The sequence below is a fragment of the Polynucleobacter sp. Latsch14-2 genome, assembly GCF_018881925.1.
Classification (GTDB): Bacteria; Pseudomonadota; Gammaproteobacteria; order Burkholderiales; family Burkholderiaceae; genus Polynucleobacter.
In genome coordinates, this window is sequence record NZ_JACVPL010000013.1 from 25545 (window position 1) to 51840 (window position 26296).

The window sequence follows — 26296 nt, forward strand, 5'->3', positions numbered from 1 at the left end:
GGCATGAGTTCTGAAAGTCAATCAGCCCAATGCCATGCTTTACTACCCACAGCAGGCTCTGGATCGCGTATGGGCGGTAATCTTCCAAAACAGTTCCAAAAATTGGCGGGCAGACCTATGTTGGCCTATGCCATAGATGCTTTCTGTCATACACCTGAAATCCAGTCTGTTTGGGTGGGCATTAACCCAGGTTTTATTGACAATCCTATTTTGAGCCATTTGGTAGAAACTGATAAACCACTACATTTTTTACCTACTGGCGGTCCTACCCGCCAGGAAACTGTTCGCAACACTTTGGAGGCAATGATGCAGTCAGGTATTCCAGAGTCTGACTGGGTATTAGTTCATGATGCTGCTCGCCCTGGTATTTCTCCCGACCTTATTCGCAAATTAATCCAAGCGCTAGCTATTACAAATGTAGGTGGATTGTTAGCTTTGCCCGTTGCCGACACCCTAAAACTTGCCGATCTAAACACCCCAATTGCCGGTAATTACGCTCACGCAAAGAAAACTGTCTCCCGCAATCATCTCTGGCAAGCGCAAACTCCGCAGATGTTTCCTTTAAAAAAATTACACGATGCTCTAGCGGACGGCATCCGCCTAGAGGCAGACATTACGGATGAGGCCAGCGCTATGGAGTTGGCGGGCGTCAATCCTCTGCTCATTGAAGGCGCCATGCGCAATTTTAAAATTACACATCCAGCCGATTGGGCATTAATGGAATTACTTCTCCAGTCAGTTCACCAATAATCATACATATACATCAAGAACGAATGGCCTCTACACCTTCACCGCATATTCCGCAATTTCGTATCGGACAGGGCTATGACGTCCATGCATTGGTTGCCAACCGAAAGCTAATTTTAGGTGGGGTACACATTCCATATGAACTCGGCTTACTGGGCCATTCCGATGCAGATGCTTTATTGCACGCATTAACTGATGCTTTGTTGGGAGCAGCTGGCTTAAACGATATTGGACAACTTTTTCCAGATAATGATCCACGCTATAAGGATATGGATAGTCGAATTTTATTGCGTGCTGCATTACAAAAAGTCCAGGCTGCTGGATTTCATATTGGAAATGTAGATGCCACCATCATTTGCCAAAACCCCAAGCTTGCAAACTTCTTGCCGGCAATGGTCCGTAACATTGCTGAAGATTTAGCAGTGACTGCAAGTCATGTAAATCTCAAGGCAAAGACGAACGAGGGTCTTGGTCATCTTGGGCGAGGTGAGGGGGTAGCTGTTCACGCCGTTGCCTTGCTTTACAAGGCTTGATACCCTCTAGATTTCAAGGGGCGGCGCCTATTTATAGCTCATTTACCAGATCAATAGCCTTATTTAGACCGCAGTCAGACCCATTCCTCGGTCGCTCAACAGCGTAAGCTCCCTCTAAATACGCTGGGCATTGTAGAATTAGGGTCTTTAGAGTGAAGTTTAAGCTCGGTAGCGTTTGCGGAGATCGCGAGGATGGCGAAATTGGTAGACGCACCAGGTTTAGGTCCTGACGCCAGAAATGGTGTGGGGGTTCGAGTCCCCCTCCTCGCACCACAAGTTAGCTACTTGGCTTGGACTTCACATACCCTGATTTTAATTAAGAGACGAGAATGGCTTTGCAGATAGAAAATTTAGGTCAACTAGACCGCAAAATGACCTTGGAATTTGCTCGTGCCGATTTGGCCAAAGCACGTGAAGCGCAGTTAGCCAAGGTAGGCAAGACTATGAAAATGGCTGGCTTCCGTCCTGGTAAGGTTCCTAAGAGCATCGTTGAGAAACAATATGGCATGCAAGTGGATTTCGAAATCCAATTTGACAAGGCATCTGAGCTATTTTTTGAACTTAGCAAAAAAGAAGGTATCCAGTTAGCCGGTCAACCGCGGCTTGAGCCCAAGAGCGAGCTAGGTGCAGATAAGATTATTTTTGATGCCTACTTTGAAGTATTGCCAGAAGTAAAAATCGGCGACTTTACTAAAGCAGAAGTAACTAAATACGCAACCACTATTGCTGATGCCGAGATTGATCGCGCACTGGACGTTTTGCGTAAACAGCAAGTGCATTACCATCCACGCGGCGAAGCTGGCCCGCATGGTGATGGCGGAGCAAATACTGCAGCACAAGCGGGCGATCAAGTCATCATTGATTTCATTGGCAAAATCGACGGCGTTGAGTTTGCTGGCGGCAAGGCTGAGAATTTTGAGTATGTGCTAGGTGAAGGTCGCATGCTCCCAGAATTTGAGGCTGCAACACTTGGCTTAAAAACTGGCGAGAGTAAAACTTTTCCGTTAAGTTTTCCGGCTGATTACCATGGTAAAGATGTTGCTGGAAAAACTGCTGATTTCACAATCACAGTAAAGAAAGTTAATTGGGCGCATTTACCTGTGGTTGATGATAACTTTGCATTGTCTTTAGGTGTCACGGAAGGTGGCGTTACTAAGATGCGTGAAGAAGTGAAGGAAAATCTGGATCGCGAAGTAAAGCGTCGCATCACATCTTTACTGAAGAATGAAGTGATGGATCAAATTGATAAACACTGTGAGCTCGATGTTCCTAAATCATTGATTGCTTCTGAGCAAGAACGTTTGGTTGAGTCTGCGCGTCAGGATTTAATGCAACGCGGGATTCCGAATGCGAAAGACGCTCCCATTCCAGCTGAAATGTTTGTGGAGCAAGCTACTAAGCGCGTGCGCCTTGGTTTAATTTTGGGCGACCTTGTAAAGCAAAAAGATTTGAAGGCTTCAGCCGATCAAATTAAGGCAGAGATTGATGAACAGGCTGCCACCTATGAAGACCCGAAAGAAGTGGTGCGCTGGTTCTATAGCAACCCAAGTCGCCTCAAAGATATTGAGAACTTGGTGCTTGAGGACAATGTTATCAAGTACTTCACTTCTCTTGCTAAAGTCAATGAGAAGGCTGTGAATTTCGAAGAACTTAGCAAATTAAATTGATTAAATAAGGCGCAATGACATGAACCAGAATCATTTCCACTCTGAGAGTTTAGAGCCAAAAGCTTTGGGTTTGGTTCCTATGGTAATCGAGACCTCTGGTCGAGGTGAGCGCGCCTACGACATTTACTCCCGGTTACTAAGGGAGCGTGTAGTGTTCTTAGTTGGCGAGGTCAATGATCAAACTGCCAATCTGGTTATTGCCCAATTGTTATTTCTTGAGAGTGAAAATCCCGACAAAGAAATTTCTCTGTATATCAACTCACCAGGCGGTTCTGTGTCAGCTGGTCTTGCTATCTACGACACTATGCAATTTATAAAGCCACATGTCAGTACTTTGTGCATGGGTATGGCTGCGAGCATGGGTGCTTTCCTGCTCTGCGCTGGAGAAAAGGGTAAGCGCTATGCCTTACCCAATTCTCGTGTGATGATTCATCAGCCCTTAGGCGGTGCGCGTGGACAAGCTTCGGATATTGAGATTCAGGCGCGTGAAATTTTGTACCTACGTGAACGTCTTAATCAAATATTGGCTGATCGTACAGGGCAATCTATTGAAACGATTGCCAAAGATACCGACCGCGATAACTTTATGTCAGCTGAGCAGGCACGTGACTATGGCTTGATTGATAAAGTTATTGAAAAGCGTCCTTAACGTTTCTATATAACTTACCATTATTAGGCATCCCTCTTGAGTGATACAACCCCTTCAGCCAGTTCAGATAAAACACTGTATTGCTCGTTTTGCGGCAAGAGTCAGCACGAAGTTAAAAAGCTGATTGCCGGTCCATCGGTTTTTATTTGTGACGAGTGCATCGATTTATGCACAGACATCATTCAAGAAGAAATTGCCAAACTGCCTAAGGCGGAAGGTGATGATGCCCTTCCCACGCCTCATGAGATACGTGCGAATTTAGACCAATACGTTATTGGCCAAGATCACGCTAAAAAGACTTTGGCAGTAGCTGTATACAACCATTACAAGCGTCTACAGTATTTGCCTAAACCCAAAAAAGAGAAGTTAGATAAAGACGGCAAACCCACCGAGGCCACAGAAAAAAAAGAATCCAAAAAGCCTGCGAAAGCAATGGTTGATGGCGTTGAGCTTGCCAAGAGTAATATTTTGCTAATTGGACCGACTGGATCTGGAAAAACGCTGCTAGCCCAAACCCTTGCCCGCATGCTTGATGTCCCTTTTGTGATGGCTGATGCCACGACCTTAACTGAGGCGGGCTATGTTGGAGAAGACGTAGAAAATATTATTCAAAAGCTGCTACAAGCCTGCGATTACAACATTGAAAAGGCTCAGCGTGGCATTGTTTATATTGATGAGATCGATAAGATTTCTCGTAAGTCCGATAACCCGTCTATTACCCGCGATGTATCAGGTGAGGGCGTGCAGCAAGCACTGCTGAAATTGGTTGAGGGCACAATGGCTTCCATTCCGCCTCAAGGTGGACGCAAGCATCCAAATCAAGACTTCTTGCAAGTTGATACTACCAATATCCTTTTCATCTGTGGTGGCGCGTTTGACGGTCTTGAGAAAGTTATTCAGCAGCGCACCGCAAAAACTGGTATTGGCTTTAATGCTACCGTTCCAGGAAAGGATGATCGAGGTATTAGTGATCTTCTGATTGAAGTTGAGCCTGAAGATTTGATTAAATTTGGATTAATTCCGGAATTAATTGGTCGTCTGCCGGTGCTTGCTACTTTGGCTCAGCTAGATGAAGCGGCTCTGATACAGATTCTGACCGAGCCAAAAAATGCGCTTGTAAAGCAATTTCAGGCACTTTTAACCATGGAGGGTGCAGAGCTTGAAGTCCGCGCTGAGGCGCTATCAGCTATTGCTAAAAAGGCCATTGCACGCAAAACTGGTGCACGCGGTTTGAGATCAATTCTTGAGGGCTCCCTAATGGATGTGATGTACGACTTGCCTTCCTTGAAAAATGTCCAAAAGGTTGTTATCGATGAGTCAAGCATTCAGGAGGGCGGAAAACCACTCTTGGTATACAAGCACGATGTAGAAAATGAAGATTTAATCAAAAAAGCTTAATTTTTAAGGTTTTTTTGTTGATTTCTACAGATTTTCGGGCATTTTTAGCATTTCACCCCCTTGTTTTTTCTCTGCATATGCCCATATAGGTATTATGCTACCCATAAATAATGTCCCTATTTAGTGTTTTTGAATAAATAGTGATATTTCGAGAATTGACTACTTTGGAGGATTTGCCCTATGCCTGGCCACTTATTACTACCCTCTGAACCGATTCAACTGCCATTGCTCCCTCTCAGGGATGTGGTTGTCTTTCCTCATATGGTGATACCACTGTTTGTGGGTCGCCCTAAATCTATCAAGGCTTTAGAAGCCGCAATGGAAACCGGTAAAAATGTTTTGTTGGTGGCGCAAAAGACGGCCGCTAAGGACGAGCCGAGTGTTGGTGACCTCTATGAGGTAGGTTGTATTGCGAGCATCTTGCAAATGCTTAAATTACCTGATGGCACCGTTAAAGTGCTGGTTGAGGGTGTTCAGCGTGCAGAAGTTACTCAAGTTGAGGATAGTCTGGGCTACTTTGCCTGTGAAGCGAGCCCGACGCCCATCGACACATTAGATGCCCATGAAACTGAAGCTTTGCGTCGTGCAATCATGGCTCAATTTGATCAATATGTAAAACTTAATAAAAAGGTCCCTCAAGAGATTTTGTCTTCTTTGGGCGGCATTGACGATCCCAGCCGTTTAGCTGATACCATTTGCGCGCACTTGCCTGTCAAGCTAGAGCAAAAGCAAAAACTCTTAGAGATGACGGATGTTGTTCAAAGGCTTGAAAGTTTGCTGGCTGATCTTGAGAGTGAAATTGATATATTGCAAGTTGAAAAGCGTATTCGTGGACGTGTTAAACGTCAAATGGAAAAGAGTCAGCGCGAGTACTACCTCAACGAGCAAGTGAAGGCGATTCAGAAGGAGCTGGGCGAGGGTGAAGAGGGGGCTGATCTCGAGGAGCTTGAGAAGCGCATTAAAGCGGCCCGCATGCCCAAAGAGGCCCTCAAGAAAGCGGAGTCAGAGTTAAAGAAACTGAAGCTCATGTCTCCAATGTCTGCCGAGGCAACAGTGATTAGGAATTTTATTGACACACTGGTCAATCTACCTTGGAAGAAAAAAAACAAGATTAACAATGATCTCACCAATGCTGAAAAAGTATTGAATGAAGATCACTATGGCTTGGACAAAGTTAAAGAACGCATTTTGGAGTATCTCGCAGTTCAGCAGCGCGTTGATCGTGTTAAGGCCCCAATCCTTTGCTTAGTTGGCCCTCCTGGTGTTGGTAAAACTTCCCTGGGCCAATCGATTGCTCGCGCCACTAATCGTAAGTTCGTGCGTATGGCGTTGGGCGGTGTGCGTGATGAGTCTGAAATCCGTGGTCATCGTCGCACCTATATAGGATCTATGCCGGGAAAGATTTTAACGAGCCTCACTAAAGTTGGGGTCCGCAATCCACTGTTCTTACTAGATGAAGTGGACAAGATGGGTATGGATTTCCGTGGCGATCCTGCAAGTGCTTTGCTAGAGGTTTTAGATCCGGAGCAGAACCATACGTTCCAAGATCATTATGTTGAAGTTGATTTTGATCTTTCTGATGTGATGTTTGTTGCAACGGCTAACTCTTTAAATATTCCAGGCCCTTTGTTAGATCGCCTCGAAATTATTCGCCTGGCTGGATATACAGAAGATGAAAAGACAAGCATTGCCGTCAATTACCTCATTCCCAAACAGATCAAAAATAACGGCTTGAAAAAGGAAGAGTTAAAGATTGAGGAAAGTGCCGTCCGCAGCATAATTCGTTATTACACCCGCGAAGCAGGTGTGCGTTCTTTAGAGCGCGAGATTAGTAAGATTTGCCGTAAAGTGGTTAAGCTTTTACTGCTCAAGAAAGAGTCCGCTCCGATTTCCGTCAATGCAGATAATCTTGAGAAGTTCTTATCGGTTCGCATGTACGACTTTGGTTTAGCAGCAAAAGAAAACCAGGTGGGTCAGGTTACGGGTTTAGCCTGGACTGAAGTTGGCGGCGATTTATTGACAATTGAGGCCGCAGTAATGTCTGGTAAAGGTGTTATTACACGTACCGGCTCTATCGGCGATGTCATGAAGGAATCGGTTGAAGCTGCCCGCACTGTCGTTCGTTCGCGTGCTAGACGTTTGGGCATTGCTGATGACTCTTTTGAGAAAAAGGATATTCATATTCACTTTCCGGATGGCGCAACACCAAAAGATGGTCCATCAGCCGGTATTGCTATTACAACAGCCTTAGTTTCCGTCCTCACTGGCATTCCCATTCGTTCTGATGTCGCAATGACTGGAGAAATTACCCTGCGGGGTGAGGTATTGCCAATTGGGGGGTTAAAAGAAAAGCTATTGGCAGCCCATCGCGGCGGGATTAAGCTTGCTCTCATTCCTGAGGAAAATGTTAAAGATCTAATTGATATTCCAGATAACGTCAAGAATGCAATCGAGATTGTCCCAGTTCGTTGGATTGATAAAGTCCTTGAGCTTGCTCTAGAACGTATGCCCGAGGCGCTGCCTGATCCAACGCCTGAAGAGCTTGCCAAAAGGGCTGCAGAGGCAACCAAGGCAAATGAAAAATCAGCTGGTACTGACGTTCTCAAGCATTAGTTCGCAAGGGCTCCTGGATCAATGCCTTCTTTTTAGATGACTAGATAAGGGAACCCTGGCTTTGCCAATTGTTTGAGGTACAATCTCACCTGTAGTATTTTTTGGGGCGCTTAGCTCAGTTGGTAGAGCGTCTGCCTTACACGCAGAATGTCGGGAGTTCGAGCCTCTCAGCGCCCACCAAATTCTTCATCGCTTTTAGGCTAGCTAGCTGCTCTAGATACCAACGCCTAGTACACTCACATCATTGACTTCATTTCCTAGCGACTAACTCATGTTTGATACCGTACGTAAGCATCAGAAGATTCTTCAACTCATATTGATGCTCCTGATCGTTCCCTCCTTTGTCATGTTCGGGATATCTGGTTACTCCGGTTTTATGGATAAAGAGACCGATATAGTAAAGATCAACGGAAAAGCCATTACTGTTCAAGAAGTAGATTCTGCAGCCAAGCGTCAAGCGGAGCGAGTTGGTGGTAGCGTACAAATTGCCCAAAGCCTTGAATTTCGTCAAGCCATTCTGAATGAATTATTACAACAGCGCATTTTGGGGTTTGCTGTAAATGACCTCCGTTTGCAGGTTGGTAAAGATGCACTGATTAAGAGCTTGCAGAATATCCCGCAAATTCGGGCGCTGTATAAATCCGATGGCAGCTTTGATGAGCAGCGTTTTAAGCAACTCTTAGCAAATAATGGTTTAAGTGAAGAGCAGTTCTATGCTGGTCAAAGTTTTGATTTAAAAATCCAGCAATTGGTGGGTTCGGTTGCCCGTACAGAGCTTGCTACTCCAAAAATTTCTGAAGCCATTTCATCCCTCTATGAAACAGAGCGAGAAGTACAGCTATTGCAATTTAACGCTAAAGACTACCTAAGCAAGGTAAACCCCACTTCGCAAGAGCTACAGGCTTTTTACGATGCCAATACCAGGCTCTTTGAGAGCCCAGAATTTATTGATGTCGAATTTATTGTGCTCAAAGCCGATCCTAAGGGGGATGCAAAAGCATTTGGTGAGAAGGCGGATCAGTTCGCTAACATGACTTATGACCAATCAGATAGCTTGAAGCCTACCGCTGATAAATTAAAATTATCAATTCAGTCCCAAAAGAATGTAACGCGCAATGGGACTGCAGGCTTAACTAAAGACCATCCTCTGAGTAACCCCAAAGTCATCCAGTCTTTGTTTGGAGATGAGGCGCTAAAAAATAAACGCAATATTGAGGCTGTTCAAGTAGCCCCTGGCGTTTTCGTTTCCGCCCGAGTTGTTACTTTTCATCCGGCCCAAACTTTGCCATTTAATGATGTTGCTGCTGAAGTAAAGCGACAAGTTGGTCAGCGTGCTGCTGAAAAATTAGCTAGCACCACAGCAGCCGAATATTACGCCACCCTTCAAAAAGACCCTAAAAATTCCACTGGTTTTGCTAGCCCCATATGGGTTTCACGTAATAAGCCTGGCAACTTGGTTGGTCAAGCCATGGATGAGGTAATGTCAGTAAATGCCGATAAATTGCCAGCAGTTATATCGGTATTTAATCCCGGTGTGGGCGTAAGTCTCTACAGAGTTGTTCAGGTCCGACAACCTTCTGGTGGTGATGACAAAGTTCACAAAGCTCAGGCGCAACAAATTCAGTCATTGAGCGCCCAATCTGAATTTGCAGGATTTATGGCTTATTGGCGTGATGCCAGCGCTGTTAAATTCATTAATCCTCTTAAGTCTACTGCTTCAGGTAGTGCCGGTAGTTAATAGATTGGCCTAATTTATCAGCATTTTTTTGTATGGGGCTATTGCACCCCATACATTTTTAAAGAGAATAGCTTGAGCTTCTACATTTGGATGAAGCCTATCCTCTTGAAATAGTGATGATTTGCCGGCAATCCCGTTCAAAAAGAACGGCAATAAAACTATATTTTCTTGTGTTGCTAGGGTGGGGTATAGATCACGAAATTGCTTGGCGTACTGTTGACCGTAATTGGGCGGTATCTGCATTCCAAACAACACTACCTTTGCTCCAGACTTTCTACACATTTGAATCATTTTGCGTAGATTATTTTCCGTCTCCATGATCGGTAGCCCCCTCAGTGCATCATTTGCCCCAAGTTCAAGCAAAACTAATTCTGGATTTTTTTGAGTCAAAAGATCTTGAATGCGTGACAAGCCCCCAGAACTTGTTTCGCCGCTAATACTCGCATTAAATACACCCCATTTGCTAGACTCTTTTGCTAACTGCTGCTGAAGTAGGCTTACCCAGCCAGTGCCACGTGGCAACCCATACTCAGCCGAAAGACTATCGCCGACGACCAAAATGACCGGATTTGATTGTACGGCAGGACTAAATCCCAGAAACAGGCAAAATAGACCTACAAAGATGGATTTACACAGCGGTTTACAGGCTTTTCGCAATAGCTTCATGATTCTAAGATCGGTATAAAAAATACAACATGGACGGTTCGCTTACAAGAATTAGCGCTAAAAAACTTGGTAAAACTGTTTTTACCAACAATGATGTTTTACCTATTTTGCACGACATTAGCTTCGAGATAGGGGCTGGTGAAAGCGTTGCCGTTATCGGCAGCTCCGGCTCCGGAAAAAGCACACTCCTTAGTCTTTTGGCGGGTCTTGATACGCCAACGCTTGGTGAGGTCTGCATGATGGGGCAAAGTCTTAATACATTAAGCGAAGACGGTCGAGCCAAGCTACGTAGTCAATATACTGGTTTTGTTTTTCAATCTTTTCAACTGCTGCCTCACCTTAATGTACTTGAGAATGTCATGTTGCCCGCTGAGATTTCGGGCTTGGACTTACAGGATTGCCGTATCCAGTCTCAATATTGGCTAGATAAAGTTGGTTTATCCCACCGGCTTGAGCACTTTCCAAATACGCTCTCAGGAGGGGAGCAGCAACGTGTAGCTCTAGCTAGGGCCTTTATTAATAAGCCGGCTATTCTATTTGCCGATGAGCCCACCGGCAGTCTGGATGAGGCCAGTGGTACACGGGTGATTGAGCTCTTATTCGAACTTAATCAGGAGTGCAACTCAACTTTGGTCTTGGTGACACATGACCAAGCGCTGGCGGCTCACTGCGCTAGACGGCTACACCTTCATGCCGGCCGATTGGTCTAATCAAAACCTTATAATCTAATAATGTCATTTTTCCGTTCCTTAGCAGGGGCCGATGCCCTCTCAACCTTCCGCCAACAGCGACTTTTAGCACTATTAAAAGCTCAAGGGGTAGAGCTTGACGCCATTGAAGCTCAATATCTCCATTTTTCTTGGTCTGAATCAGAGTTGGCTACAAAAGATCAAGATCTGCTTTTAAGTCTTTTGACTTACGGTCAGCCATTCACATCAAAAATAAGTGCGCGTAAATCTTGGTTTAGCAAAGACTCTAAGCTTCAAGAAGTTGCTGTAGTTATTCCCAGATTTGGAACAGTATCGCCCTGGGCAAGTAAAGCCACTGACATTGTGCGTCAATGCGCTTTAAATATTTTGCGGATTGAACGTGGCATTCAATTTGCATGGCAGTCAAAACATGAATTAACACAAGCTCAAACAGACATTATTTTAGCGACCATCCATGATCGTATGACTGAGTCTGTTATCCATAATCCCGTTGAAGCAGAAGCCTTGTACCAAACCTTGGCAGATCGTCCGCTGTTACGCATTCCAGTTTTATCGGATGGAAGGGCTGCGCTAGATAATGCTAATAAAACGCTTGGACTTGCGTTATCTGATGACGAAGTTGTTTATCTGACTGAGAACTTTATTCGTTTGGAGCGTAATCCTAGTGATGTTGAGCTCATTATGTTTGCCCAGGCTAATAGTGAACATTGTCGCCACAAGATTTTTAATTCATCTTGGACTATTGATGGCGAGGATCAAGAGCGCTCATTGTTTGCGATGATCCGGAACACGCATCAATTACGACCTGAAGGTACGATTGTTGCTTACTCGGATAACTCCGCCATTATGGAAGGGTGCGAATCTGAAACTTGGGCTCCCCAAGCCGGCAATCAGCGCTATGAAAAAGATATACGCTTAGTCCACACCTTAATGAAAGTTGAGACCCACAATCATCCAACGGCGATTGCACCTTTTCCCGGCGCATCTACAGGAGCTGGGGGAGAAATTCGGGACGAGGGGGCAACTGGAATTGGTGGTCGACCGAAAGCGGGTCTTACCGGTTTTTCCGTTTCCAATTTGAACATTCCTGGTACAGATTTACCGTGGGAAAGTGAAAAGTATGGCAAGCCCGAACGCATTGCTACTCCTTTGCAAATCATGATAGATGGTCCTTTGGGTGGTGCTGCCTTTAATAATGAGTTTGGTCGACCTATCTTGGGTGGTTATTTCCGCGTCTTTGAGCAAACCTTAGGCGGCATTCGTCGTGGTTATCACAAACCCATCATGATCGCTGGGGGCATTGGTAGTATTGATTCTATTCACACGCACAAGAAGCCAATTAAGGCTGGGCATCTACTCATACAGCTAGGTGGTCCTGGTATGCGTATCGGAATGGGTGGCGCAACTGGTAGCTCTGTTGCTACCGGTACTAATACGGCAGATTTAGATTTTGATTCAGTTCAACGCGGCAATCCAGAAATGGAACGCCGCGCGCAAGAGGTGATTAATGCCTGTCGAGCAATGGGGGAGAAAAACCCGATTGTCTCTATCCATGATGTGGGTGCAGGCGGCCTATCTAATGCTTTTCCTGAACTAGCAGATGGTGCTGGCTTGGGTGCACAATTTCAATTGCGGAATATTCCACTTGAAGAAAGTGGTATGAGTCCTGCTGAAATCTGGTGCAACGAATCACAAGAGCGTTATGTTCTTGCGATTGAATCAAAAGATTTGGAATTATTTAAATCTTTGTGTGAGCGTGAGCGCTGTTTGTTCGCTGTGGTTGGCGAAGCTACGACCGAACGTCAGCTTCAGTTAAGCGATTCAAATCAAGACCCTAACACCGATGCAGCTCTCCCAATTAATATGCCGATGGAAGTACTGCTTGGTAAGCCACCGCGCATGCATCGCAATGTGATTCGACTAAACCAAGTTTTTTCAGAGCTTGATGTGACTGATGTTGATCTGGCGCAGTGCATCGCCTGGGTATTGCAGCAACCCACCGTTGCAAGTAAATCTTTTTTGATTACTATCGGCGATAGAACTGTTGGCGGCTTAAATTCGCGCGATCCATTTGTCGGCCCATGGCAAGTTCCCGTTGCTGATTGCGCTGTAACACTGATGGATTACAAAGGTTATCGCGGTGAAGTAATGACTATGGGTGAGAGAACTCCCCTGGCCGTGATTGATGCTCCAGCGGCTGCGCGGATGGCCGTCGGTGAGGCCTTAACTAATTTATTGGCTGCCGATATCAACAGCCTGCAAGATGTAAAGCTATCCGCAAACTGGATGGCGGCATGCGGTTTGGCTGGTGAAGATGCCAAGCTCTATGATTCTGTTCAGGCTATCGGGATGGATCTCTGTCCAGCATTGGGAATTTCAATTCCAGTCGGGAAAGATTCTTTATCCATGGCTACAGAATGGCGTGATGGTGATCAGTCCAAGAAAGTTGTTTCACCAGTTAGCTTAATTATTTCAGCTTTTGCATCTGTCATAGATGTTCGTAAAACATTAACTCCCACCTTGCAGACCAAAGATGCTGACGGTATCGCCTTGGACACTGAATTAATTCTGATTGATCTTGGTCGCGGTAAAAATCGCATGGCCGGCAGCATCCTTTCCCAAGTGTTAAATCAATCGGGTAAGACTGCGCCCAATGTTGACTATCCTGAAGACATAAACGCTCTTGCCTCTGCCGTTATTGAACTGCGCAAGGAACACCAGATTCTGGCATATCACGATCGCTCTGATGGTGGCTTATTTGCTTGCGTAGCTGAAATGGCATTTGCTTCACATTGCGGCATTTCCATTAATGTGGACATGATTGCAGTTGATGTTGACCAGGAGTCGGATTATGGTGATGCCAAAAATTGGGCGCAGCAGATTTCAGGACGCCGCCATGAACAAACACTACGCGCCCTATTTAATGAGGAATTAGGGGCGGTAATTCAGGTGCGCAGAATTGATCGGGATGCTGTATTTGCAATCCTGCGCAAGCTCGGTCTGAGTGCATTTAGTCATGTGATCGGCAAACCGAATGCTAATGGCCGCATTGAAATTTGGCGTGATGCAAAAAATATCTTTGCCGAGCCTAGAGAGGTCCTGCAAAAGTTATGGACCAATACTAGCTATCAAATTGCGCGCCTACGTGACAATCCAGCTTGTGCTGATAGTGAATTTCAATTGCTTGATGACCCAACGGATCCTGGGATGTCGCCAAAACTGACATTTGATCCGTCTGATGATGTTGCAGCTCCTTTTATTCACAAAAATATAAGGCCGAAAGTTGCAATTTTGCGGGAGCAGGGCGTTAACTCCCATGTTGAGATGGCCTACGCTATCAATTGGGCTGGCTTTGACAGTTATGACGTGCATATGTCAGATTTGCTCTCTGGCAAGGCAAGACTGCAGGATTTTCGCGGTTTAATTGCCTGCGGTGGCTTTAGCTACGGCGATGTTTTAGGTGCCGGTGAGGGCTGGGCTAAAACCATCCTATTTAATCAGCAATTGCGTGATCAGTTTTCCGCCTTCTTCACTCGCCAAGATAGTTTTGCACTAGGAGTATGCAATGGCTGTCAGATGATGAGCAATCTTTCGGGGATTATCCCTGGCGCAGATGCATGGCCAAAATTTACCCGTAATCAATCAGAGCAGTATGAGGCACGCTTGGTAATGGCTGAAGTTTTGGCTTCACCATCGATCTTTACGCAGGGTATGGAAGGTAGTCAACTTCCAATTGCTATTGCTCATGGAGAGGGTTTTGCAAATTTTAGTCAGCAGGGCAATTTAGTGAGCCTGCTGAACCAGGGGTTGACGGCATTACGCTTTGTGGATAATCACGGCAATCCAACAGAAACTTACCCAATGAATCCAAATGGGTCGCCTGAGGGGTTGACTGGAGTTACCACCCCCGATGGTCGCTTCACGGTGATGATGCCTCATCCCGAGCGAGTATTTCGCTCAGTTCAAATGAGCTGGTGCCCTCCAGAGTGGCTCAATATTGAAGGTGGGGCAAGCCCCTGGTTGCGTCTATTCCGTAATGCGCGTCGCTGGGCAGATTAAGATATGCCCATAGGTATGGAGCCAGTTACCTTTTCTGAAAGTGGCGGCGTGCGATATTTGCATTTTGGTAGCGAATTAATTCAAGGTGCAATGCGTATTCGAGATCCAGATGAAATCTATCTGGAATATAACCAGCAGATGATGGCTTGGTTGCTCTTTCTTGAAACTAAGCCCGGTATGCGTGTTGCCCAATTGGGTCTTGGTACTGGTGCCCTAACTAAATTCCAACATCGTTACTGCTCTGCCGTCAAAACAACTGTTGTCGAATTAAATCCCGCAGTGATTGTTTCTGCGCGGAGCATGTTTTTTACTCCGGATGATGATCGACGTTTGGAAACGTTACAAGCCGATGCAAAGTCATTCGTTCAACTTCAGAAGCAAAAAAATCAATATGATGCCGTTCAAGTTGATCTTTATGATGCAATTTGTGACGGCCCAGCAGCGAGCTCACTAGAGTTCTATAAAGGTTGTTACAGCTTACTCAAGTCTCCAGGTGTAATGACAGTAAATCTCTTTTCGCGACACAAAAGTTTTGATATTAACCTGCAAAATATTTGTGAAGCTTTTTCTAATAGAGTCTTACTGTTTCCTGAGTCACATGATTGTAATGTTGTGGCTATTGCATTTAAAGGCCCTAAACTTGAGGTTGAGTGGAAGGAAGTATCTAAGAGGGCAAGGCTAATTCTCGAAAAGACTGGCTTACCAACAAATACTTGGGTATCGGGCATAGCTCGAGAAAATGCCCGCCAGGAAAGCAAGCTTTCTATTTAATGGATTCTCAATAAATAATTTGAGTGAAGCATTAAAAAAGGCGATCAGATGATCGCCTTTTTTACGCCCCAACAACGATGGGGAGAATTCAATGTACTAGATTGTTACCGTATCCGCAACATCACTAAATGACTTCAGCTTGTCAAAGCTCATGTACTTGTAAACTTCGGCAGACTTAGCATTCAGAGCCTGCACTTGCTCCAAGTACTCAGCAGGGGTAGGTAAGCGACCCAGTAAAGCTGCAACAGAAGCCAGCTCAGCAGAAGCCAAGAATACGCGCGTATCAATACCTAAGCGGTTAGGGAAGTTACGTGTCGAGGTAGAGACGGCTGTAGAACCCTTACGGATTTGAGCTTGATTACCCATACATAATGAACAACCAGGGCTTTCCATCCGTGCACCTGCAGCACCTAACATGCCGTAATAGCCTTCTTCCATCAAGACCATGGCGTCCATCTTGGTTGGAGGTGCAACCCACAAACGCGTAGGCATGTCCTTTTTGCCTTGCAATACCTGACCTGCAGCACGGAAGTGGCCAATATTGGTCATACAGGAGCCGATAAACACTTCATCAATCTTCTCGCCAGCAACTTCCGATAATACTTTGACATCATCTGGGTCATTGGGGCAAGCAAGAATAGGCTCTTTAATTTCATCAATATTGATTTCAATGATTTCAGCGTAGTCAGCATTCTCATCAGCCTTGAGGAGTTGTGGGTTTGCAATCCACGCTTCCATAGCCTTGATGCGGCGACCCAATGTGCGCTTATCTTCATAGCCATTCGCAATCATCCATTTCATTAAAGTAATGTTTGACTGCATGTACTCGATGATCGGCTCTTTATTGAGATGAACGGTACAGCCACCAGCAGAGCGTTCAGCTGAGGCATCAGACAATTCAAAAGCTTGTTCAACTTTCAGGTCTGGTAGACCCTCAATCTCCAAAATGCGACCTGAGAAAACATTCTTCTTGCCTTGTTTTTCAACGGTCAGTAAACCCTTTTTGATTGCATATAAAGGAATGGCATTCACAAGATCACGCAGGGTGATGCCGGGTTGCATTTTGCCTTTGAAGCGAACCAATACAGACTCAGGCATATCCAAAGGCATAACACCTGTAGCAGCAGCAAACGCTACTAGGCCTGAGCCAGCAGGGAACGAAATACCAATTGGAAAACGAGTATGGCTATCGCCACCAGTGCCGCAAGTGTCGGGCAACAAGAGGCGGTTTAACCAGCTATGTATTACGCCATCGCCTGGGCGTAATACAACGCCACCGCGATTGGTCATGAATGGCGGTAATTCATGCTGTGTGCGAATATCGACTGGTTTTGGATACGCAGAAGTGTGGCAGAAGGACTGCATTACGAGGTCAGATGAGAATCCTAGGCAAGCCAAGTCTTTCAACTCATCGCGAGTCATTGGACCGGTAGTATCTTGAGAGCCAACAGTCGTCATGCGTGGCTCGCAATAAGTTCCAGGGCGAACACCTGTGCCTTCAGGCAGACCACAAGCACGACCAACCATTTTTTGCGCCAAACTAAAACCTTTTTTATTGTCAGGCGCGCTAACTGGTAAGCGGAATTCAGTTGACGCTGGCAAACCAAGTGCGGCACGTGCCTTAGCTGTCAGGCCGCGACCAACGATCAGCGGAATGCGACCGCCTGCACGAACTTCATCCAAAATGACTGGTGATTTGAGGGAGAAGCTAGTGATTTCAGCACCATTTTTAAATACTTTGCCTTCATAAGGGCGAAGCTCAATCTCATCACCCATATTCATTTGTGAAACATCTAATTCAATCGGCAGGGCGCCAGAGTCTTCCATTGTGTTGAAGAAAATAGGTGCAATATTTGTACCGAGACAGACGCCTCCAAAACGTTTGTTTGGTACAAAGGGGATGTCCTGACCAGTCCACCAAAGTACAGAATTAGTAGCCGATTTACGTGAGGACCCTGTACCAACAACGTCGCCTACATAGGCAATTTGATTGCCTTTTTTCTGTAGAGCGGCGATTTGCTTCATTGGCCCGCGAATACCAGTCTCGTCTGGCTCAATACCTGGGCGAGGATTCTTTAGCATGATCGTTGCATGCAATGGGATATCTGGGCGACTCCACGCGTCAGGTGCTGGAGAAAGATCGTCTGTATTGGTCTCACCAGTAACTTTAAATACAGTGAGCTTCATGATTTCCGGGACGGCAGGGCGACTGGTGAACCACTCAGCATTGGCCCAACTTTGCATAACTGCCTTAGCGTTTGCGTTGCCTTTTTCAGCAAGCTCTTGCACATCGTTGAAATAATCAAACATCAGCAGTGTTTTCTTGAGCGCTTCTGCGGCAGCGGCGCCACATTCAGCATCTGTCAACAGATCAACCAATGGCTTGATGTTGTAGCCACCGAGCATTGTGCCCAATAATTCGGTTGCCATCAATTTTGAAATAAGCGGCGACTTTGCGCTACCTTTGGCAACAGAATCTAAAAACTCAGCCTTTAGCTTTGCAGCGTCATCAACGCCAGCAGGAACGCGGTGGGTAATAAGCTCTACAAGCTCGGCTTCTTTTCCTTTTGGAGGATTTTTTAATAGTTCAACCAGCTGGGCTGTTTGATCCTTGGTGAGTGGAAGGGCTGGGATGCCAATGGCTGCGCGTTCGGCAACATGGGCGTTGTAGGCTTCTAACATCGTATTTCCTATGGGGTAAGTGTTATCAACAGAAAAGACCAAGCGGGAAAGCGTTCCCGATCATCATCATTGTAAATCCTTGGGCTTACTCTGGATATGGATTTACTACTGAATTTCGTCAAAATGACCCAAAAAAGGGCTTAAATAACCTGTTCATCTTTAAGCGACCAAATCAAGGCGAGTACCCAGCCAATTAAAGACCACCCAAAAATAGGTTTAGGGCAAAAATTGCACCCGTATTAGCCCTTTTTCTATTAAAAGCAATCGCAAATGGCAGAAAATAAAAGAGCGAAATAACGCTGATCAGAACTGCAAATATTAGGCGCATTTTCAGGATGTTACCTTTCCCTGGCCCAGGTTTGAGTTCTCCCCAGCAAGGGTATGCCTATGTATGCACGAACATCAAGCTTATTTCCCCTATCTTTTAGAGTCGCTTCTGCGTGATAGATCTCACCATCATCCGGGTCAAGGATGCGCCCACTGCTGTAGTGATCCCCATTATTTTTAAGTCCAGTGAGAATTTCCATACCCAAGACTGGTTTTCCTTTGCGCTCATCTGTGCATTTTTCACAAGTAGGCAGGGCACTTGGATCAAGGATTTGCTTAACAACGCCGCTATACAGTCCACCTTTTAGAGTAATTTGTATTAGTGCTGCTGGCTGGTTTGTTTCGTCATCAAAGGTTTTCCAAATACCAGTAATTACACCTTCATCTTCGGCAAATGATGATTGAGGCCCAAGAAAACAGGATAGACCTAGAACTAGGAGGATTTGAATCCAATTTTTGATCATTTTTAGACTTTTCCCCCTTTTTGTCGGTATTCATCTTACGGCAGTCAAATTTTCTTAATCTGACATGGCTATCGTTATAATTACTTTTTCCAACAGAGCTTAAGCGATGACCAAATACGTTTTTGTCACTGGTGGTGTGGTTTCTTCCTTGGGGAAAGGAATCGCAGCTGCCTCGCTTGCCGCGATTCTTGAATCCCGCGGCCTGAAAGTCACCCTCCTAAAATTAGACCCTTATATTAACGTTGACCCTGGGACCATGAGTCCGCTGCAACATGGCGAAGTATTTGTTACTGAAGATGGCGCAGAGACTGATCTTGATTTGGGTCATTACGAGCGATTTGTTTCGGCCAAGATGCGCAAGAGCAATAACTTCACCACCGGGCAAATTTATGAGTCCGTTATTAGCAAAGAGCGCCGCGGAGAGTACCTTGGTAAAACAGTGCAAGTTATTCCGCATATCACCAATGAAATTCAAGCATTTGTTGAGCGGGGTGCTAAAGCCAGTCATGATGGGCGCGCTGATATTGCTATCTGTGAAATTGGCGGTACTGTTGGCGATATCGAGTCACTACCTTTTTTAGAGGCTGCCAGGCAGATGAGCCTTCGCTTGCCTCTGCATAGTTGCGCATTTGTTCACCTGACTTTGGTGCCATATATTACTAGCGCAGGCGAGCTTAAAACTAAGCCCACCCAGCATTCAGTTCAGAAATTACGTGAGATTGGCATCATGCCAACCGCTTTACTCTGTCGCGCAGATCGCCCAATCCCCGAAGACGAGCGCGCAAAAATCTCTCTATTCTCGAATGTACGGGAAGATGCCGTGATTTCTGTGTGGGATGTTGATACGATCTACAAAATTCCGGAGATGTTACATGCACAAGGCATGGACGACCTGATTTGTCGTGAGTTAGAAATCAATGCTAAACCTGCTGATTTATCGGTTTGGGCTAACTTGGTTTACCAGATGGCTAACCCCCAGCATGAGGTCACTATCGGCATGGTCGGCAAGTATGTTGAGTTGACAGAATCCTATAAATCTTTAATTGAAGCCTTGCGTCATGCCGGTATTCACACTCATACCCGCGTGAATATTAACTATATTGATTCCGAGCAAATTGAGAAGGATGGCATTGACTGTCTTAATAAGCTCGATGCTATATTAGTTCCCGGCGGATTTGGTAAAAGAGGTACCGAAGGCAAAATTGCTGCAATTCGCTATGCCCGTGAGAACAAAATACCTTATCTTGGTATTTGCCTGGGTATGCAATTAGCGGTGATTGAGTTTGCAAGACACGTAGCGAATATTGCACAAGCTAATAGCACTGAATTTGCTCCTGAAACTGATAACCCCGTCGTCGCTTTAATTACCGAATGGCTTGATCGCGAAGGTCGTGTTGAGAAGCGGAGCAATGAATCCGATATGGGTGGAACCATGAGACTTGGCTCACAGCGTTGCCCCGTTAAAGAAGGTACATTGGCGCACACAATTTATGGTTCAGAGGTTAATGAGCGTCACCGCCATCGCTATGAGGTTAATAATGCCTATGTTCCGCGCTTGGAGAAGTCTGGTTTGGTTATTTCGGCTCGCACCCCTAATGAATCTTTACCTGAAATGATGGAGTTACCGACTTCGATGCATCCGTGGTTTTTTGGGGTTCAGTTCCACCCCGAGTTCACATCGACGCCGCGTGATGGTCACCCTTTATTCTCTGCATTTATTGCTGCTGCACTTGCTCATCAACATGCAAATTTGAAAAATTCGGCATAAGGGGGAGGCATGAGTACATTTAAGCTTTGTGGTTTTGATGTTGGCTTACAACATCGTTTCTTCCTAATTGCTGGTCCCTGCGTAATTGAGTCTGAGCAGTCTGCGATTGACATAGCAGGTGAGCTAAAGGAAATCACCACTGCACTACAGATTCCTTTTATTTATAAATCCTCATTCGATAAAGCCAATCGCTCATCCGGCACCTCTTTTCGCGGACTAGGCATGGAAAAAGGTTTGGAAATTTTGGCTAAAGTGAAACGTCAAATTGGCGTTCCAGTTCTTACTGATATCCATGACATTAGCGAGATTGCACCTGTAGCGAATGTAGTGGATGTACTCCAAACGCCAGCCTTTCTTTGTAGGCAAACTGATTTCATCCGCGCATGTGCGCAAAGTGGAAAACCGGTCAATTTTAAAAAAGGTCAGTTCTTATCTCCTCATGAGATGTTGAATGTAATCGATAAAGCCCGTGTAGCTGCTGCAGAAAGAAGTCTCCCTGATCAATTTATGGTTTGCGAGCGGGGCGCATCTTTTGGCTACAACAACTTAGTGTCTGACATGCGCAGTTTGGCTATTTTGCGAGAGTCCAAAGCGCCGGTAGTGTTCGACGCAACCCATTCCGTCCAATTGCCTGGAGGACAAGGTCATTCCAGTGGCGGTCAACGCGAGTTTGTTCCAGTGCTTGCACGTGCTGCGGCTGCAGTTGGTATCAGCGGCTTATTTATGGAAACCCATCCTGAACCTGCTAAAGCACTCTCCGATGGTCCCAATGCCGTTCCATTAAATCGTATGCGCGAACTACTGGAGTCCGTGCTTGCAATTGATTCGGTAGTGAAGAGAACTGGCTCATTCTTAGAAGACAGTTTTAAGTAGTATTTAATTAATTATGTAATTAGGAGAAGTTGGATGAGCGCTATCGTTGACATCATTGGTAGGGAAATTTTAGATTCACGCGGAAACCCAACGGTGGAGTGTGACGTCCTCCTTGAATCAGGGGTTATGGGACGCGCTGCCGTACCATCAGGAGCCTCCACAGGCTCTCGTGAAGCCATTGAACTGCGTGATGGTGATAAAGCACGCTACCTTGGCAAGGGCGTTCTAAAGGCTGTTCAGCATATTAATATTGAAATTGCAGAATCAATTTTGGGTCTAGATGCTACCGAACAGGCTTTTTTAGATCACACCCTCAATGAACTAGATGGAACCCATAACAAAGCACGCTTGGGCGCCAATGCAACTCTAGCTGTTTCCATGGCTGTAGCAAGGGCAGCGGCCGAAGAGGCTGGCTTGCCCTTGTATCGCTATTTTGGAGGCTCTGGCTCCATGCAATTACCCGTCCCAATGATGAATATTGTTAACGGCGGCGCCCATGCTAATAACAGTTTAGACATCCAAGAATTTATGATCATGCCGGTTGGCGCACAAAGCTTCCGAGAGGCTTTGCGTTGCGGCGCAGAAATTTTTCATGAACTGAAGAAAATTATTGGCTCTCAAGGCATGCCAACAACTGTTGGTGACGAAGGTGGTTTTGCGCCCAACTTTAAGAGTAACCAAGAGTGCTTACAAACAATTATGAAAGCCATCGAGGGCGCTGGCTACCAAGCCGGAGATGATGTTTTATTGGCTCTTGATTGCGCTGCTAGTGAGTTTTATAAGGATGGAAAATACCACCTATCAGGCGAAGGCCTTCAACTGACGTCAAGTGAGTTCTCTGATTATCTTGGCAACTTAGCAGACCAATTCCCGATTGTTTCTATAGAAGATGGGATGCATGAGGGAGACTGGGATGGTTGGGCTGATATCACTAGGAAGCTTGGCAAAAAAATTCAATTAGTTGGCGATGATCTTTTTGTTACCAATACCCGAATTCTGAAAGAAGGGATCGAGAAAGAGATTGCTAACTCAATTCTGATCAAGATTAATCAGATCGGCACGTTGACTGAGACTTTTGCCGCCATTGAGATGGCTAAGCGTGCTAATTACACAGCGGTAATTTCCCATCGCTCGGGAGAAACTGAAGACAGTACGATTGCTGATATCGCTGTTGGTACGAACGCTGGCCAAATTAAAACTGGCTCTCTATCGCGTTCTGATCGGATTGCTAAATACAATCAACTTTTGCGCATTGAAGAAGACTTGGGAGATATTGCCAGCTATCCTGGAAAATCAGTTTTCTATAACCTTAAGCATTAATAAACTTCAGCCAGATCAATTTTTAACTATGCGGATTGTCATCTACTCAATGTTGGTATTACTCATGGCAATCCAATATCCTCTGTGGCTGGGGAAGGGTGGTTGGCTTAAGGTTTATGAGATGGAGCGCCAGCTTGAGCTCCAAGGAGCTAAGAATAGTGCTTTAAGCTTAAGAAATGCTAAATTGTCGGGTGACGTCAAAGATCTAAAAGACGGCACAAGGGCAATTGAAGAGCGTGCCAGAGTTGAGCACGGCATGATTAAAGATGGCGAGTTTTTTGTACAAATTCTGCCTAACGATAAATCTCAGACGGCAACCACTATCAAGCAGTAATCTAGTGCCCCCTTGTTGGCGGACGAGTTGCATCACTTAATAATTCCGTTTTAAATACTTGGCGGCAATCAACTGCATCAAATTTGTAAATCTTTCCGCAAAATTCACAAGCTGTTTCCACTTCTCCTTGCTCAGCAATAATCTCTTCAACTTCTTGTTCGCCAAGCATTCTCAAAACGTCTGCAACTTTAATGCGGGAACAGCTACAGGAAAATTGTATCTTTCTTGCAGGAAAGCTGCGAACGCCATAGTGTGTGGACTCCTCAAGGAACAGACGACGCAGAATAACTTCCGGGGGCAGACCTAACAACTCTTTATTCGTAATAGTTCCGCCAAGGATTTGAATTCGATTCCAACCTTCAGCCGCCTCCAGTGGATCTAAATGTGCATGACCGCCCGAATCTGGGAGCCGCTGCAGCAATAAACCGCCAACATGCTCTTCATCTGAGCTTAACCAGATACGGGTATCTAGTTGCTCAGAATTTTGCATGTACAGAGCAATGGCCTCAGACACGTTTGTAACGGCCCTGACTGACTTGCCAACATGCTCTTGGAGAGAAACTATTCCTTGATAGGGTGGCTTACCTGGCTCGCGCTTGGCTGGGTCTAGTGTTATGACTAGTCGACCGGTATTGCTAGCATCTAGCAGCTGACCTAAACTTGCATCCAAAGGAATTTCTGAGGCATCAACCGATAGTTTTACGGTTGCCCTCATGGTTAGATCGGACTTACACTCGACAACCAGCAGTTGGATTGGCCCTTTGCTCTGAGCCTGAATAATCAACGTACCCTCAAACTTGAGGTTAGCGGTCAATAGCGTGGCTGCACCGACAAAATCCCCTAAGATCTTGCGAACGGCAGGGGGGTCATTACGATGCTCCAAAACGGCCTGCCAGGCGGCTCCAATAGAGACAATTTCCCCTCGAACAGGGGCGCCATCACACATAAAAACCAATAGTTCGTCCATATATTCAAAGTATCCACGATTTTTTGAAAAATAGACTGGGTCAAGACTGACCTGAGATAATGTAGTTTATGCATATTCGTACACGTTTCGCCCCCAGTCCAACGGGCTTTATTCATTTGGGCAATCTTCGCAGTGCCTTATATCCTTGGGCCTTTGCTCGTCACAATAAAGGTGATTTCATTCTGAGGATTGAAGATACCGATCTGGAGCGCTCTTCCCAAGAAGCGGTTGATGTCATTATCGAAGGAATGGCATGGTTAGGGCTGGATTTGGATGAGGGTCCCATCTACCAAATGCAACGTATTGATCGCTATCGTGAGGTCCTAAGGCTGATGCTGGACTCAGGCCTGGCCTATCCCTGCTATATGAGTGAAGATGAGCTAAATCGATTGCGCGACCAGCAAATGGCCAATAAAGAAAAGCCTCGCTATAACGGCTTATGGCGTCCTGAGCCAGGTAAAACTCTTCCACCAATCCCTCAGGGTGTGGAGCCAGTGATTCGCTTTAAAAATCCACTAGAAGGTTCCGTGATTTGGAATGATGCCGTAAAAGGTAGTATTGAAATCAACAACGAGGAACTTGATGACCTTGTCATTGCGAGGCCGGACGGCACTCCTACCTATAACTTTTGTGTGGTGGTTGATGATCTCGATATGAATATTACCCACGTTATTCGTGGTGATGACCATGTGAATAATACCCCGCGTCAAATTAACATCATGAAGGCTTTAGGGGGTACTCCGCCTGTTTATGCCCATTTACCAACGGTTCTTAATGACGCCGGTGAAAAAATGAGTAAGCGTAATGGCGCAATGAGTGTGCGTGATTATCAAAAAGCTGGCTATTTACCTGAGGCAGTTCTCAACTATCTAGCACGTCTTGGCTGGTCTCATGGTGACGCTGAAGTATTTACCAAGGAGCAGTTCGTTGATTGGTTTGACTTAGCCAATCTTGGGCGCTCACCAGCGCAACACAACCCTGAAAAATTACTCTGGCTAAACCATCAATACATCCAAAATGCTGATCCCATTGAGTTGGCTGAAGTTGCAAAACCATTTGCACATGCCCTAGGCATTGATACTGATCATGGCCCTGACTTTGTTCAAGTGGTTGCCTTGCTAAAAGATCGTGCTAACACCTTAATTGAGATTGCTGAAGGTGCAAAACTTTTTTATCTGCCCTCACCATCATTCACTGCCGATCAAATAAACGCAAATATTCTAGAGGCTATCAGACCCGCTTTGAGTGATCTCATTGAGGCCATCCAAACCTCTGAGTCAACAAAAGAGGGTTATGCGGCTGCATTTAAGGTTGTGCTTGCTAAACATCAGCTCAAGATGCCAGCTTTGGCAATGCCTGTGCGTTATGCCTTATTTGCCACCACACAGACGCCTGCCATTGATTCTGTCTTGGTTGTGCTTGGTAAAGAGGAGGCTATAAAGCGCTTATCCAAGGTGCTTCAATAGGCAATTTGCGCATTCGCAGCAAAATAGGATAAAATCTTGGATTGTTTTGAATGTCTTGTAGTTTGATCGCGAGATTTAGGGGGTATAGCTCAGCTGGGAGAGCGCTTGCATGGCATGCAAGAGGTCAGCGGTTCGATCCCGCTTATCTCCACCAAGGTTTAAAATAAGTAGCGCATTAGCAGTCCAGGTCCCCATCGTCTAGAGGCCTAGGACATCACCCTTTCACGGTGAGTACGGGGGTTCGAATCCCCCTGGGGACGCCAAAAATATTGGCTAGTTGTTGCAGTAAGTGACACAAGTAGAAAGCGTTGTAATTTGGAGCGGTAGTTCAGTTGGTTAGAATATCGGCCTGTCACGCCGAGGGTCGCGGGTTCGAGTCCCGTCCGCTCCGCCAAATGCATATTAAAAAGGCCCTTATTGAACTGACCCACAAAAGTTGGACAGTTTAATTAGGTTAGCACGAGGGATTGAGTTCGGTAATTAACCGGGCTCAATCCCTTCAGTTTTTGTTTGATCCGATCATGGTTGTAATAGTCGATATATT

The 26296-nt window shown here is 45.6% G+C and carries 21 protein-coding genes and 5 tRNA genes; 20 read left to right on the top strand and 6 right to left on the bottom strand.

All coding sequences use genetic code 11. The annotated features are described in order from the left end of the window. The first annotated feature begins 3 nt into the window (after positions 1 to 3). The 9 genes from ispD (at position 4) to ICN46_RS10340 (ending at position 9345) form a co-directional block, all read left to right on the top strand. Positions 4 to 750 carry a 2-C-methyl-D-erythritol 4-phosphate cytidylyltransferase gene (ispD, locus tag ICN46_RS10300; protein WP_216208360.1) on the top strand — a complete coding sequence of 249 codons (747 nt, stop codon included), beginning with the start codon at positions 4 to 6 and terminating at the stop codon, positions 748 to 750. A gap of 23 nt (positions 751 to 773) precedes the next feature. Further along, a complete protein-coding gene (gene ispF, locus ICN46_RS10305; RefSeq protein ID WP_216208362.1) occupies positions 774 to 1280 on the top strand; it encodes a 2-C-methyl-D-erythritol 2,4-cyclodiphosphate synthase in 507 nt (168 codons plus the stop codon). A gap of 186 nt (positions 1281 to 1466) precedes the next feature. Beyond that, positions 1467 to 1553, top strand: a tRNA-Leu gene (locus ICN46_RS10310). A gap of 56 nt (positions 1554 to 1609) precedes the next feature. Next, positions 1610 to 2947 (top strand): trigger factor, encoded by a 1338-nt coding sequence (gene tig, locus ICN46_RS10315; RefSeq protein WP_216208364.1) that lies wholly within the window; start codon positions 1610 to 1612, stop codon positions 2945 to 2947. Between the two features lie 19 nt (positions 2948 to 2966). After that, the gene (gene clpP, locus ICN46_RS10320; RefSeq protein WP_216208367.1) at positions 2967 to 3596 is read left to right on the top strand and encodes an ATP-dependent Clp endopeptidase proteolytic subunit ClpP; all 630 of its coding nucleotides are present in this window, start codon (positions 2967 to 2969) and stop codon (positions 3594 to 3596) included. Positions 3597 to 3632: 36 nt separating this feature from the next. Continuing rightward, positions 3633 to 4994 (top strand): ATP-dependent Clp protease ATP-binding subunit ClpX, encoded by a 1362-nt coding sequence (gene clpX, locus ICN46_RS10325; RefSeq protein ID WP_216208371.1) that lies wholly within the window; start codon positions 3633 to 3635, stop codon positions 4992 to 4994. 180 nt (positions 4995 to 5174) lie between these two features. Further along, positions 5175 to 7607, top strand: a complete 2433-nt coding sequence (gene lon, locus ICN46_RS10330) for an endopeptidase La (protein WP_216208373.1) — start codon at positions 5175 to 5177, stop codon at positions 7605 to 7607. Between the two features lie 104 nt (positions 7608 to 7711). After that, positions 7712 to 7787 (top strand) — tRNA-Val (locus ICN46_RS10335). A 91-nt stretch (positions 7788 to 7878) separates the two neighbouring features. Then, positions 7879 to 9345, top strand: coding sequence for a peptidylprolyl isomerase (locus tag ICN46_RS10340; RefSeq protein ID WP_216208376.1), 1467 nt, complete (start codon positions 7879 to 7881; stop codon positions 9343 to 9345). A gap of 9 nt (positions 9346 to 9354) precedes the next feature. Here the strand turns inward: ICN46_RS10340 and ICN46_RS10345 are convergent, their stop codons facing one another. After that, complete coding sequence (locus ICN46_RS10345) at positions 9355 to 10011, bottom strand: arylesterase (RefSeq protein WP_216208379.1); 657 nt, start codon at positions 10009 to 10011, stop codon at positions 9355 to 9357. 29 nt (positions 10012 to 10040) lie between these two features. Between ICN46_RS10345 and ICN46_RS10350 the strand changes: the two genes are divergently transcribed. The 3 genes from ICN46_RS10350 to ICN46_RS10360 are packed head-to-tail and all read left to right on the top strand — an operon-like array spanning position 10041 to position 15551. Then, positions 10041 to 10721 (top strand): ABC transporter ATP-binding protein, encoded by a 681-nt coding sequence (locus tag ICN46_RS10350; protein ID WP_216208382.1) that lies wholly within the window; start codon positions 10041 to 10043, stop codon positions 10719 to 10721. Between the two features lie 21 nt (positions 10722 to 10742). After that, positions 10743 to 14780 carry a phosphoribosylformylglycinamidine synthase gene (gene purL / locus ICN46_RS10355; protein ID WP_216208386.1) on the top strand — a complete coding sequence of 1346 codons (4038 nt, stop codon included), beginning with the start codon at positions 10743 to 10745 and terminating at the stop codon, positions 14778 to 14780. Positions 14781 to 14783: 3 nt separating this feature from the next. Beyond that, a complete protein-coding gene (locus ICN46_RS10360) occupies positions 14784 to 15551 on the top strand; it encodes a spermine/spermidine synthase domain-containing protein (protein ID WP_255538841.1) in 768 nt (255 codons plus the stop codon). 96 nt (positions 15552 to 15647) lie between these two features. On the opposite strand, the gene ICN46_RS10365 is transcribed toward ICN46_RS10360, so the two are convergent. The 3 genes from ICN46_RS10365 to ICN46_RS10375 all read right to left on the bottom strand — a co-directional run bounded on the left by ICN46_RS10365 (position 15648) and on the right by ICN46_RS10375 (position 19024). Continuing rightward, positions 15648 to 18233 carry a bifunctional aconitate hydratase 2/2-methylisocitrate dehydratase gene (locus ICN46_RS10365; protein WP_216208389.1) on the bottom strand — a complete coding sequence of 862 codons (2586 nt, stop codon included), beginning with the start codon at positions 18231 to 18233 and terminating at the stop codon, positions 15648 to 15650. A gap of 193 nt (positions 18234 to 18426) precedes the next feature. Further along, entirely contained in the window at positions 18427 to 18561 is a 135-nt protein-coding gene (locus ICN46_RS12155) for a superinfection immunity protein (RefSeq protein ID WP_216208393.1), read from the bottom strand. Between the two features lie 10 nt (positions 18562 to 18571). Further along, positions 18572 to 19024: a DUF2147 domain-containing protein gene (locus ICN46_RS10375; RefSeq protein ID WP_216208396.1), complete on the bottom strand. Its 453-nt coding sequence runs from the start codon at positions 19022 to 19024 to the stop codon at positions 18572 to 18574. A gap of 106 nt (positions 19025 to 19130) precedes the next feature. On the opposite strand from ICN46_RS10375, the gene pyrG reads away from it, so the two are divergent. Genes pyrG through ftsB form a run of 4 tightly spaced genes read left to right on the top strand, consistent with a single transcriptional unit; the run spans position 19131 to position 23319 of the window. Beyond that, positions 19131 to 20792 (top strand): CTP synthase, encoded by a 1662-nt coding sequence (gene pyrG, locus ICN46_RS10380; RefSeq protein WP_216208400.1) that lies wholly within the window; start codon positions 19131 to 19133, stop codon positions 20790 to 20792. Positions 20793 to 20801: 9 nt separating this feature from the next. Further along, complete coding sequence (gene kdsA / locus ICN46_RS10385; RefSeq protein WP_216208403.1) at positions 20802 to 21665, top strand: 3-deoxy-8-phosphooctulonate synthase; 864 nt, start codon at positions 20802 to 20804, stop codon at positions 21663 to 21665. 33 nt (positions 21666 to 21698) lie between these two features. After that, positions 21699 to 22985, top strand: coding sequence for a phosphopyruvate hydratase (gene eno, locus ICN46_RS10390; RefSeq protein WP_216208406.1), 1287 nt, complete (start codon positions 21699 to 21701; stop codon positions 22983 to 22985). A gap of 28 nt (positions 22986 to 23013) precedes the next feature. Further along, positions 23014 to 23319, top strand: a complete 306-nt coding sequence (ftsB, locus tag ICN46_RS10395) for a cell division protein FtsB (RefSeq protein WP_216208409.1) — start codon at positions 23014 to 23016, stop codon at positions 23317 to 23319. Position 23320: 1 nt separating this feature from the next. Here the strand turns inward: ftsB and hslO are convergent, their stop codons facing one another. Beyond that, positions 23321 to 24286, bottom strand: coding sequence for an Hsp33 family molecular chaperone HslO (hslO, locus tag ICN46_RS10400; RefSeq protein WP_216208412.1), 966 nt, complete (start codon positions 24284 to 24286; stop codon positions 23321 to 23323). A 68-nt stretch (positions 24287 to 24354) separates the two neighbouring features. Between hslO and gltX the strand changes: the two genes are divergently transcribed. From gltX to ICN46_RS10420, 4 genes are all read left to right on the top strand, one after another. Beyond that, the gene (gene gltX, locus ICN46_RS10405; protein ID WP_216208415.1) at positions 24355 to 25752 is read left to right on the top strand and encodes a glutamate--tRNA ligase; all 1398 of its coding nucleotides are present in this window, start codon (positions 24355 to 24357) and stop codon (positions 25750 to 25752) included. Between the two features lie 78 nt (positions 25753 to 25830). Then, a tRNA-Ala gene (locus ICN46_RS10410) sits at positions 25831 to 25906 on the top strand. A 33-nt stretch (positions 25907 to 25939) separates the two neighbouring features. Then, positions 25940 to 26015, top strand: a tRNA-Glu gene (locus ICN46_RS10415). Between the two features lie 54 nt (positions 26016 to 26069). Next, positions 26070 to 26146: transfer RNA gene (locus tag ICN46_RS10420), tRNA-Asp, on the top strand. Positions 26147 to 26201: 55 nt separating this feature from the next. Here ICN46_RS10420 and ICN46_RS10425 read toward each other — a convergent pair. Next, positions 26202 to 26296: IS3 family transposase (locus tag ICN46_RS10425; protein ID WP_216208003.1), on the bottom strand; the 95-nt coding region annotated here is incomplete at its 5' end.